This window comes from Gelidibacter sp. (assembly GCF_035577925.1).
GTDB lineage: Bacteria > Bacteroidota > Bacteroidia > Flavobacteriales > Flavobacteriaceae > Gelidibacter.
This window is the reverse complement of the sequence record NZ_DATJCY010000308.1, coordinates 1-12,622: the sequence shown is the minus strand read 5'-3', so window position 1 is coordinate 12,622 and position 12,622 is coordinate 1. Positions and strand designations below refer to the sequence as shown.

Below are 12,622 nucleotides of genomic sequence, written 5' to 3'. Positions count from 1 at the left end.
AGCTCGATAACCGAGCTTTTTGTATTTTCGGGCGTATCTTTAAGTTGCTCTTTTTGTTAGGAGTTACTTAAAGATGCGCCCGAACTGGAGAGAATAATTTCCAGTTTAAAACTTTTGAACCTTTATGATAAGGAGTTTTTTGAACTTATTTTTTATGCTTTTTTCTGTGTTGGCCGTGGCGCAACATACCGGAACCATTGAAGGAACGCTAATCAACGCACTCGATGACCAGGTAGAAAATGTTGAGATACGTTTGGTCGAAACCAACGGACGAACGCTGACCGACAAAAATGGAAACTTTGTGTTCAAAAATTTGCCGTCTGGCACCTATCATTTGTATCCTGTTTATGACGGTTTTCAGTATGGTATTGAAAAGGTACACATTAAAGTAGGTGAAGTGTTGAAAGTGGCGCTTTATATCGAAATGAACACTTATGATCTGGACGAAGTGAAACTAAAAACACTGAGTTTAAGTGAAAAGTTAAAAAACAGTGCCATCAAATCGGATGTTATTTCTGTGGAAACTAATACCCGTCGTGCCAATTCGGTTGAAGATCTTGTTGACAAAAGTCCTGGCGTGAAAATTAGAAATGTTGGTGGTCTTGGAGCTACAAGCAATGTTATTGTTGGTGGTTTTCAGGGTAATGCGGTCAAGTTTTTGTATGATGATATTCCCATTGATTATATGGGATCCAACTTTGGACTTACTAAAGTGCCAACCAATGCCATTAGTCGTGTTGAAATTTATAAAGGTGTTTTACCTACCAAAATTGGCGTGGATGCTTTGGGAAGTGCCATCAATATTGTACCAAAAACCAGTAAAAAAACGTCTGGAACAGTATCTTATGAAACGGGATCTTTTGATACGCATATTGCAACGGCCAATGCCAATATCAAGCTAAACGATCATCTGTTTTTCGGAATTAATAGTTTCTATAATTATTCAAAAAACAATTATAAAGTAGATCATCTGCCTTATAAAGATCCAAATACCGGACAAGTAGCATATATTAGAGAGCGGTTATTTCATAACGGATTTAATCAGCATTCTCTTGAGTTTTCGTTGCAAGCGCGCGATTTGTCTTGGGCAGAAACCATTGAATTTAAAGTGAATTCCTACGGATTGAAGAAGGATATCCAAAACGATCCGTTTTCAAGAGCGCGGCCTTTTGGCGAAGTGTATCGGCAAGAGCGCGGTAATTTTATTCCGTCCTTAAAATATAAAAATCATTTTTTTGAAAACAAATTGAGTATCAATCAGTTTTTGGTTTATAGTCAAATTGATTTTGAGATTTTTGATTTGGCCAAAAATGTGTATTACGATTGGAAAGGCGTTGCCCACACGACCAATTCTGGTTCTGAGATGGGAAATATGTTGCTGGATAAAGGTTATCTTGAAAATAACTTTAAACAATTTACATCCCGAACAAACCTTAATTATCTGATCAATAATTATTTTCAAATCGAAAACAACACGGTTTTTAGTCATTATAATCGAACCTCGAATGTAGGCGATCTTAATTTGAATGGCACCAATTATGATAAATTGATCACCAATTTTGCTTTGAATGCCCAGTTTTTTGATCGAAAATTGGAATCCAATACCCAATTCAAATATCTGTTCGGAAATTTTGCAGGACAATATGATGCGTCAGATAATCCTTTGGAACAGAAAATTGTTGACAAAGAAGTGGTGAACACAGGGCTGAGTTTTTCGCAAGCTTTTAAATTCAATATTAATGATAAAAGCTATGCACGTGTATCTTATGAAAACACGTTCAGATTGCCGGAACAACAAGAATTATTTGGCGATAATAATTTTATTGTAGCCAATTATGAGCTTACACCTGAAGAAAGTAGAAATATCAATTTGGGATACACGTATGCCACAACGACTTTTGGATTTGAAATAAATGGCTATTATCGAGACACCAAAAATTTAATCCGATTAAAGGATTTGAATCAGTACCAGGCTACATTTCTTAATCTTGATAATGTCAAAGGTTTGGGCGTAGAGCTTCAGGCCAATTATGAACCGGTTGAGGATTTGCGATTGTCCGGAAATTTAACTTGGAATGATTTTCGTTTGCAATCGTCCAGAGATAAGTATCTTAACAACCAGCATTTTAAAGATGCACGGATTGCAAATATGCCGTTTTATTACGGGAATATCAGTGCGTCCTATAATATTAAGGAATTGTTGAAGCTTTCTACCGATTTGTCGTTTTTTTGGGATTATTCTTACGTGCACCAATATTATCTCGATTATATCGAAAAGCAATTTGAGCCTGATGGGTTTTTAGGTTTGTTTGGCGATTCAAAAATTAATACAAGTCGTATTATTCCGAATCAACATACCCATAATCTTGGGTTTATTTATATGCGTGATTTTTCAAAACAAAGTATATCCCTTAGTGGCGAACTTAAAAATGTTTTTAATGAGGACATTTACAATGAGTTTAAGATGCAAAGTCCCGGTCGACATTTTAGAGTAAAAATAACTTATAGTTTCTAAGCTTATGACGTTTTCAATAAAATATAAAATGCTTTTTAGCTTACTGTTTTTAGGATTGCTATCGTGCGAAGTGAACAATCTTGACGATGAAAATAAAAACCCAAAAACCGATTACTCGACCTATAATTATGTTTTGGCTACAGAAGATGCTTCAACGGCTGATATCACGCGTTTTTTTAGTTTTAACTTGGGTGACGTGGAAAGTAACAAAACCTACGATTTAATTCAGGACAATCAAATTTTCACTAATTCTGATCCTTCAACGTCATCTGGACATCATTCGTTTAAAAATTATATTTTTAGTATGGCCAAGGATAAACGTGGCTATTCTTCAACGCCAGGTTTGTTTAGATTAAGCTTAAACAGCTCTGACCAAGTGTATATTGACAGCGAATTGTATATTGGGAAGGACAATATTTTCCCGTCGCGAAAATTGGTTTTGGTAAATGATAATTTGGGCTTTTATTATAACGAAGATAGTGGCGGACAGTCCATTCAGGCGTTTAATCCGCTCACGATGCAATTGGGTGCGGTGTTGGATTTACGTGCCGATATCAAAGCTTTCCGACCAGAGGTTCAATTTGAAGATGAGTACGGAAATAATTTGGTCCGAACAGGATCATTGGTTATGGATTATAAAGACGATAAATTGTATGTGAGCGTTGTCTTTTTGGAAGAAGCCAGTTTTAATTTGATTTCTGAAGAAGAGGAAAATTTTTATTTAGCAGTTATCGATATTCCAACTTTTAGTTTTGAAAAAATCATTGCTTATCACGGTGTTAAAACCGTTGGGTTTTTCGTTTCTGAAAATAATCCGACCACTAAAGACGAAGCAGGGAATCTTTATTTTTGTTCTTGGGGTTGGAATCAGTTTAACAGTCATAATCCTTCAAAAATATTCCGTATTAAATCTGGTGAAACCGATTTTGATACCGATTGGGAAATTGATATTGAATCTCATTTTGGAAAAGGTCGGATTGCACAGTCCATCATGTCGTATAATAGCAAATTGTATTTGCACATTTCAGAAGAACCTTACCTTTTTGATTCCAGTGAAGATGTTTCTACCAGAAATGGTTTAAAACTTTCGTATTACGAATTTGATACCACAAATCCAGAAAATTACGTCAAACTGGATGTTCCAACTTCCAATCCGTCCTCGCGCATGAACTTGTTCAATATTGTGGACGATAAGTTGTTTATGGTCGTCCCAAATGCTATCCCTGGCAATTTTAGCGGTTTGTATTCCATCGATCGACAAGGAATGCTTAAAAAAGAGATACAGATAGAAAATAAGTACAGACCAACCCGATTCTATAAGTTGGGCGAATAGGCGTGATCCTCTTTTGTTGGTCTTAAGTTGTTGTAAATGAGTATTTATATTGGGTGTTTCTTACCATCAAATGCCGGTGTAAATAGACTCATTTTAAATTTGATAGCGGTGTTTTTATCTCCATATTTTTTCTGATTTTTTTAAAATTAAGTCGTAATTTGTACCTCATAACTCTTCTCTTAAATTATTAAAAAAATCATTTAAACTATTTTCATTTTATGAAATAGCATGTGGGATCTACAATTTTATAGCTATGCGAACTCAATTTTTTATCATATCTACCATTGCGCTAGTGGTCACATTGGCGTTGGGCATTTTTTTAAGTGCTAACTGGTATGTGCTTTTTGTCATTGTATTGGCCCTAACTATTTTGGGGTATTATGATGTTTTTCAAACCAAACATACCATTATGCGAAACTACCCTGTATTTGGGCGGTTGCGTTATGTTTTAGAGGAATTGCGGCCAAAAATGTATCAATATTTTATTGAATCGGATATTGATGGCCGGCCTTTCAATCGTGTGGATCGTTCTACGGTATATCAACGTTCCAAAGCGGTGCGCGATACCATTCCTTTTGGCACCCAACTCGATGTTTATGCCAGCGGGTATGAATGGATTTGCCATTCTATTGCGCCCAAGGCTTTTGACACGCTAGACCAAGATCCGCGCGTTCTTATTGGAAATAAGGATTGTAAACAACCTTACTCGGCAAGTATTTTAAATATTTCGGCCATGAGTTTTGGTGCGCTAAGTGGTGTTGCTGTTGAAGCCTTGAATGCCGGTGCCAAAATTGGAAATTTTGCCCACAATACGGGCGAAGGCGGTTTGAGTGACCATCATTTAAAGCATGGTGGCGATTTGATTTGGCAAATAGGAACGGCCTATTTTGGGTGTCGTGACGAACACGGAAAATTTGATCCCGAGCTTTTTGCACAAAAGGCACAGCATCCAAACGTGAAGATGATTGAGCTTAAAATTTCGCAAGGTGCCAAACCTGGCCATGGCGGAATTTTGCCAGCCGAGAAAAATTCGGAAGAAATAGCAAGAATCAGACATATTCAGCCCCATACCAAAGTCGTATCGCCACCGTTCCATTCGGCTTTTGATACGCCTTTGGAAATGGTGAAATTCATTCAAAAATTAAGAGATTTATCTGGTGGAAAACCAGTAGGCTTTAAATTGTGTATTGGTTATAAAAATGAATTTATAGCCATTTGTAAAGCCATGGTCGAGTTGGATATTTATCCTGATTATATTGCTGTTGATGGGGGCGAAGGAGGAACTGGTGCTGCACCGCCCGAATTTAGTAATTATGTGGGTGCACCGTTAATTGACGGTCTCGATTTTGTGCATAATATTCTTAATGGTTTGGATATTAGAAAACACATCAAACTAATGGCTTCCGGAAAAATAACGTCGGCATTCCACGTTGCTCGTGCCATTGCTTTAGGTGCCGATATGTGCTACCAAGCGCGTGGCATGAAAATGGCTTTAGGGTGCATCCAAGCATTATTGTGCAATACCAACAAATGTCCAACTGGAATTACGACCCAAGATCCACACCTCACCGTTGGATTGGTTCCTGAAGAGAAAAAAATACGGGTTGCCAATTATCATCAATTGACCATTAAGAATTTTGTAGAACTCTTGGGCGCAACAGGTTTGGACAAACCAGGAAATTTGACCCGTTCACATATTTATCGTCGCGTGTCACTCAATGAAATGATTACCTACGAAGAACTTTTTCCTTCCATTAAATCGGGTGCGATGCTTAAAGGGCAAATTCCTGAAAAGTATAAATTAGATTTTGCACGTGCCAATATGACGCATTGGGGATTTTCTGCTGAAATCGATCAATAATAAGGTTTATAAGTTATAGTTTAACCCATTTTAGACAAATACACACCAATTTGTTTAAAATGGGTTAATTTTTTATCTGTTAATATAGAAATGTTGTCCTTTTGGCCCTTAATGTAGACCGCATTTTTGAATTGTCTTTTTTACATTAAAGTCCCATTTTGTTTGTTCGAAATGAATTCATTGTAAAAAATAAATTAGACTTTATAATTATCTAGTAGTTTCCGTAACTTTAGCCTTTCAAAAAAAATAACAATATGACACCTAAAGAAAAAGTTGCTGCTTTAAGGGCGCAAATGAAAAGTAATAATGTGGAGGCCTTTATTGTATATTCTGCCGATCCGCACATGAGTGAATATCTGCCGGATGAATGGCAAGAACGCACTTGGCTTTCCGGGTTTACAGGTTCTGCCGGATTTGTAGTTGTGACTATGGATGCAGCTGGACTTTGGACGGATGGCCGCTATTTTACACAAGCGCCAAAAGAGTTGGAAGGCTCGGGCATCGATTTGTTTAAAAGTGGAATTGAAGGTACAATCGGTTATATCGATTGGATTATTTCCCAAACTTCTGAAGGTGCCACTGTCGCGGTAAATGGCATTGCTACTTCACATGCCAATTGGGTGGATTTAGATGCGAAATTGACAAAACATAACCGTCAACTCATCGATTTGCCTTTGCTAAAAGATTTATGGGTGAAACGACCAGCTCCAAGTAAAAACGAAGTGTTTGTGCATCCAATTGAACGTGCCGGACAATCGGTAAGTGATAAGATTTCAGCCATTCGTGAGAAAATGAAAGTTGAAGGTGCTACGGCGCATATTATTTCTAGTTTGGATGATGTGGTTTGGACCGTCAATCTTAGAGGCAGTGATGTAGATTGTAATCCTGTGTTTTTGGGGTATATCTTACTAACACTTGAGGATTGTATTTTATTTGTTGATTTGGATAAGTTAACCGCCGATGCTAAAAGCTTGATGGCCGATTCTGGAGTGTCGTTAAAAGCTTATGATGCATTTTACGATCATCTTAATACTTTGAATAATGCGTCGATCTTGATTGCGCCAAATAGCAATCAATCTATTTTTGAAGCGGTAAAAAACAAAAACACCATTATCGAAAAACCAGTTCCTGGCAATTTGATGAAGGCTATTAAAAACGAAACCGAACAAGAAGGTTTTAGAACGGTGATGGTTCGTGATGGCGTAGCGATGGTCAAGTTTTTACATTGGCTGACACATACTGCTGGTAAGGAACCGATGGATGAATATAGTATTGGTGAAAAATTAGATAGTTTTCGTGCAGAAGGAAAAAATTATGTAGGTGCTAGTTTTGCCAATATTGTTGGTTATAAAGATAATGGTGCCATTATGCACTATTCGGCCAAATCTGAAGGTAGCCATAAAGTTACCAACGATGGGAGTATTTTGGTCGATTCTGGAGGCCAATATTTAGAAGGAACTACAGATATTACCCGAACACTTCCTCTTGGAAATGTTTCGGAAGATTTTAAAAGAGATGCGACCCTTGCACTTCAAGGCTTGATTCAACTTTCCATAGTTAAATTCCCGAAAGGTACACTTGGGATGCATCTTGACGTGTTGGCGAGAAAACCTTTATGGGATGAAGGAAAAGATTATAACCATGGAACTGGTCACGGTGTGGGCAGTTTCTTGAATGTTCATGAAGGTCCGCAAAGCATCCGTAAAGAACTTAATCCTATGGAATTGCATGAAGGTATGGTAATGTCCAATGAACCAGGTTATTATTTGGAAGGAGAATACGGTATTAGACATGAAAATCTTATTCTGATCAAAACTTGGAAGAAAACCCAATGGAATACTTTTTATGAGTTTGAAACCTTGACTTTATGTCCATTCTTTAAAAGTATTATCGTTAAAGACATGCTTTCGCAAGAAGAAATTGACTGGATCAATACCTATCATAAAATGGTCGATGAAAAACTCGCGCCATTTTTGGAAGGTGATGTAAAAACGTGGTTTAAAACACTCGTTTCTCCATTATAACACATTCGTTTAATTATTAAAAAAAGCTACCTAAATTGATGTTTTGGGTAGCTTTTTAATTTTATAAAGTTAGTTTTATGGCCAGACATCTAGATTGCAACCAATTGTTTACGCCCTCTCTCATAAAACTCTTGCCTTTGATGCTCAGGCACTAAAAAACCTCCTGTGGCCCAAGCAATATGTGTGGCGTTTTTTAAATTGAGTTGGTGTGTTTTTGCATAATCTGTCTGTTGTACGCGCTGAGGTCCAATCAAACCAGCCGTTGCAGAAGGTTCCAAAAAAATATTTTCCGAATCTTTTAATTGTGCCAATAATTTGAATAGTGTTTCGTCTTCTATCGTGAAAACCCCACTGATGAGGTGTTTGCTGATCTCTGTAGCAAAATGAGAAGGGCGGCCTACGGCCAATCCATCGGCTTCGGTCACATTATCAAGTCCAATATCCTGAACGCTGATATGGCTCATTTCACCTGTAACCAATCCCGTTAAAACTGCTGGGCAATGAGTTGGTTCTATAAAGAAACAATGCACGTGATCACCATAAATTTGTTTGAGGCCAAAAGCAGTACCACCAGGCGATCCGCCAACACCACAAGGTGAATAAACAAATAATGGATGCTCGGCATCCACTTTGATGTGTTGTGATTTTAATTGATCGGCAATCCGAAGTGCACCAGCCGTATAACCCAAAAATAAATCCTGTGAATCTTCATCATCAACAAAATGCGCATTTGGATCGGCATTGGTTTGGTTGCGTCCGGCCAAAATGGCTTCACTAAAATCGCCCGCAAATTCAACTACGGTAACGCCTTTTTCGCGTAACAGTTCTTTTTTCCATTCCTTGGCATCGGCAGAAACGAAAACGGTCACTTGAAATCCAAGTTTTGCACTAATGATTCCGATGCTCAAACCGAGATTGCCCGTTGAACCTACGCCAATTTTATGTTTGCTGAAAAAATCCTTGAATTTTGGCGAGGTTAAAATACTATAATCGTCGTCTTTTTTTAGTAAACCGGCTTCAAGTGCCAATTTTTCGGCATAGACCATAATTTCAAAAAAGCCACCACGAGCTTTGATCGATCCAGAAATTGGGAGTTCGTTATCGCATTTTAAAAATAATCGCCCCTCAATTTGACCGTTTTCCTTACTTAAAAGTTTTTGCATATTTGGAATTTCTTGGAGAGGAGATTCTAAAACACCGTTACTTTTTTCGGTTTCAGGAAATGCTTTTACAAAAAAGGGAGCGAAACGCTTCCATAAATCCTCCGCAGCTTTCATGTCCTTGAGCGTTATGGGAAACTTAGGAGCATTTTTCATCAATTTTAATTCTGGATTCAGCCAAGAAACTGGTTTTGCGTTAATGATGTCTTGAAGAATTGGTGCCGTTTTAACAAAACTGTCTATTTTGTCTTTTGTGTACATTTTATGGTCGATTTATCAGAGTTAATCACTGTTGTTTAGAATGATTAAAAATAGTGAATTTATTTTGATTTCTAGGGTTTATCAGATTCAAATTCTTTCTAATGATAAGTTTCCAAAACCTTATGTTGCTAATTATCTATTTTATTTACGGTCATTCGAAGTGTTAATATTTCTGAAGATTTGCCATCGTTGTCGGTAACGAGAATAAGATCGGTTTGGGTGTTAGATATTATTCTATCAATGGTAATGCCTTCAACTTTTAATGGAAATCCCGGGTTGGGAATTTGCTGAATGAGAAAGTGATCTGAAATCGTTCCATTTTCTAAGGGAATCACACCGATAAAACTGCCTAAAATTTCGCCGTCATCATAAGCATTGGGTGCATTTTCTACAGCCGCTGTAAAAATCAAATAAGATTTATCTTCAAAAATTGTGGCGCCCGAAAAACCAGCTTCCAAACCATTGATTTTTGGTAAGGCATAGAGCGTGGATTTAGGAATTGGGAAGTTTGTTCCAGTTTTACAATAGTCTATAAATTTTTTATATGAAAAGCTAAAAATGAGGTTTCGACCTCGGTTAAAGAGATAGACTAAATTACCGTCAAAAGCGAGAGCCTCAATATCCAACTCAAAACCTTTCATGATTTCTAAATTTCTTAAATGTTTATAAAATAAGGAGATATCGTATTTTGTGTAAATTGTTTGAATTCCAATTTCAACCAAAATACAGACATCGCGCTCTGGTGATTTTGAACCCGATCCAAAAATAAGAATCTCAGTTTCGCTGACCATTTCCATGGCTTCAAAGTCAGGTTTATCGATTTTTGGAATGGTAATACCTTGAAGTTTTTCAATGGAATATATCTGGGCTTTTGAAATCAGTTTAAAGTTTTTGTCGATGTGAAATAAATAAGGAGAATCATCACCAATGACATAATAGCTTTCTTTAGATTTTACTATGCCCGAAGCACTTGGCACGCATTCTAAAGTCTGCCAGCTTAATAGTGCGATATTTAACTCAGTTTTTTGCAAAAGATTTCATTTTTTAGAAAGTAAAAATATTATTAAAATACGAATAAGAATGACAATTTTTATTATGAGTAGTGTGTTAGCAAATTGAAATGAAACTTTTAAATTTATTGATGTCATCCATTTCATTCAAAGGATAATTTTTTGTTAGTATAAATTTAAATGTGGTAATAATATCGAAACTTCAATAAAACAGTTAAATATTTTAATAATCGAAGTTTAAAGTAGGTAAATTTAGAAACACTTGTTAATTTTAGCCCTTAATATTTAATTGGAAAAGTCATCTTACGTTGTGCTTGCGTTATTTTAATGTGAAATAATTATTTAACAAAAACAGTCATTTAATTTAGTATCAATAAGATAGATCTATTACACAAAACAAAACAAAAATGAAACATTTTAGAAGTCAGTACCTTTGGGTTTTATTGGCAGTCTTTGCGCTATCCTGTAAGGATCAACCTGAAAAGGGTATCGCAAAAAATGAAATTCCTGAAAAAAGCGAGCGTGCTATTGAATCTGCAATTTTAGATGATGCCGATTCATTTTATCATGTCGATTTTAAAACCTATCCGCAGATGGATAAAAGTCTGCCCATTGGTGTTTTTGATTCTGGCACAGGCGGATTAACGGTGCTGGATGCGCTTGTTAATTTTGATGCTCATAATAATGCAAATAATGAGGTAGGAAGTGATGCTATTCCTGATTTTGCTTCCGAAAAATTTATCTATTTGGCCGATCAAGCGAATATGCCTTACGGTAATTATTCCAGTGAAAACAAAACCGATTTGTTGGTTGAGCATATTTTAAAGGACATGCAGTTTTTACTTTCCGATAAGTATTACCGCAATGCTACTGATACCGAATTTCAAAAGGATAAACAACCTGTAAAATCGATTGTAATTGCTTGTAATACCGCTACGGCTTATGGCAGTGAGTTTATCACGGAATTTATTGATAAAACAGGTATCGAATTAAAAGTTATTGGTGTGATTGATGCAGGCGCACGTGGTACTCTTTCAACTTTCAAAAAAGATGAAAACGGCTCTATTGGCGTTATGGCAACGGTTGGCACCATCTCATCCAAAGGCTATGAAAATACACTTTTGCGCATCAAAGACGAGTTGGGTTATACCGGGGAAATCCAAGTTTTTAATCAAGGTGGTCATGGCATTGCGGAAGCTGTGGATGAAGAACCCGATTTTGTAAATAAAAATTATAAACAGCCCCGTGACGATTATCGAGGGCCTTCTTTAAATGATCCAAATTTTGCGATTGATAAAACGTTAATGGATATCTATAATTTTGATTTTGATCATGGCAAAATGCTGTGTGACAATCAGGATATGGACGACTGCCAGATTCTTCAAATCAATGATTCGGGAAATTATGTACGTTATCATGTAGTGAGTTTATTGGAGCAAATTAGAAAAGCCGATAATCCACAACCTTTAAAAGCGATTGTTTTGGGATGTACGCATTATCCTTATTTAACAAAAGAAATTAACGAGGTTCTGGATGAACTCTATAATTACAAAAAGGACGGCACTTATATTTACCGTGATTTTATGGTAGAAAATATTGCCATTGTAGATCCGGCGGTTAATGTGGCCGAAGAATTATATGTGTATATGAAGGAGAAAAACCTGTTTAATCCTTCTGGAAATATCAATGATAGCGAGTTTTTTATCAGTGTGCCCAATACAACAAATTCAAATGTGAAACTTGATGATAATGGCAGATTTCCGTATGACTATAAATATGGCAGAAACGAAGGCGAAATTCAGGAATATGTAAAAATGGTGCCGTTCAGTAAAAATAATATATCTGAAGAAACTTTGGATCGTTTTAAAAGCTCCATCCCAAATACGTATAAGCTGATCGAGGAATTTACACGATCCAATCCAAAAACCGAATATTTAGAAACATCTTTAAAAATTAAATAAAAGACACCCTTTTTAAGTGTCAAAAAAGAGTCCATTTTGGAACTTAATCAACAAAAACCAAACAAATTATAATATGAAGTATAGTATTAAATTATTGAGCTTAACTTTTATTTCTGTTCTCTTTTTAAATTGTGGCGGAGATAAAACCAATGTGGCAACGACTTTTAGTGGAGGCAAAACGGCGTTTTCAAATACCGGAATGGTAGTTTCTGCACATCCTGAAGCCAGTAAAGTGGGAATGGAAATTTTGAAGCAAGGCGGTAATGCCGTCGATGCTATGGTAGGCGTTCACTTTGCTTTGGCGGTCGTTTACCCGTCGGCGGGAAATCTTGGCGGTGGCGGTTTTATGATGTACAGACAAAATGATGGTGAAGTCTTTTCATTGGATTTTAGAGAAATGGCACCGGGGAATGCTTTTGAAGACATGTATTTGGATGCTGATGGCAATGTGATAGAAGGCGAAAGTTTGGAAGGTCAAAAAGCTTCTGGAGTTCCAG

Annotated in this window: 8 protein-coding genes; 6 read left to right on the top strand and 2 right to left on the bottom strand. The window is 36.6% G+C overall.

The window, feature by feature from the left end:
- Positions 1 to 154 precede the first annotated feature (154 nt).
- The 4 genes from VNJ50_RS12020 to VNJ50_RS12005 all read left to right on the top strand — a co-directional run bounded on the left by VNJ50_RS12020 (position 155) and on the right by VNJ50_RS12005 (position 7,733).
- On the top strand, positions 155 to 2,515 hold the full coding sequence (locus VNJ50_RS12020) for a TonB-dependent receptor (RefSeq protein WP_325582233.1): 2,361 nt from the start codon (positions 155 to 157) through the stop codon (positions 2,513 to 2,515).
- A gap of 4 nt (positions 2,516 to 2,519) precedes the next feature.
- Complete coding sequence (locus VNJ50_RS12015) at positions 2,520 to 3,848, top strand: hypothetical protein (protein WP_325582231.1); 1,329 nt, start codon at positions 2,520 to 2,522, stop codon at positions 3,846 to 3,848.
- Between the two features lie 253 nt (positions 3,849 to 4,101).
- Positions 4,102 to 5,709, top strand: coding sequence for an FMN-binding glutamate synthase family protein (locus tag VNJ50_RS12010; RefSeq protein ID WP_325582229.1), 1,608 nt, complete (start codon positions 4,102 to 4,104; stop codon positions 5,707 to 5,709).
- A 254-nt stretch (positions 5,710 to 5,963) separates the two neighbouring features.
- A complete protein-coding gene (locus VNJ50_RS12005; protein WP_325582227.1) occupies positions 5,964 to 7,733 on the top strand; it encodes an aminopeptidase P family protein in 1,770 nt (589 codons plus the stop codon).
- 89 nt (positions 7,734 to 7,822) lie between these two features.
- Here VNJ50_RS12005 and VNJ50_RS12000 read toward each other — a convergent pair whose 3' ends face one another.
- Together VNJ50_RS12000 and VNJ50_RS11995 are read right to left on the bottom strand one after the other, a co-directional pair.
- Positions 7,823 to 9,154, bottom strand: coding sequence for a D-serine ammonia-lyase (locus tag VNJ50_RS12000; protein ID WP_325582225.1), 1,332 nt, complete (start codon positions 9,152 to 9,154; stop codon positions 7,823 to 7,825).
- A 128-nt stretch (positions 9,155 to 9,282) separates the two neighbouring features.
- Complete coding sequence (locus VNJ50_RS11995) at positions 9,283 to 10,185, bottom strand: DUF6929 family protein (protein WP_325582223.1); 903 nt, start codon at positions 10,183 to 10,185, stop codon at positions 9,283 to 9,285.
- A gap of 386 nt (positions 10,186 to 10,571) precedes the next feature.
- Here VNJ50_RS11995 and VNJ50_RS11990 point away from each other — a divergent pair, with 386 nt between their 5' ends.
- Together VNJ50_RS11990 and VNJ50_RS11985 are read left to right on the top strand one after the other, a co-directional pair.
- Positions 10,572 to 12,125, top strand: a complete 1,554-nt coding sequence (locus VNJ50_RS11990; RefSeq protein ID WP_325582221.1) for a hypothetical protein — start codon at positions 10,572 to 10,574, stop codon at positions 12,123 to 12,125.
- 73 nt (positions 12,126 to 12,198) lie between these two features.
- Positions 12,199 to 12,622, top strand: a 424-nt coding sequence (locus tag VNJ50_RS11985; protein WP_325582219.1) for a gamma-glutamyltransferase, incomplete at its 3' end; no start/stop codon positions are given.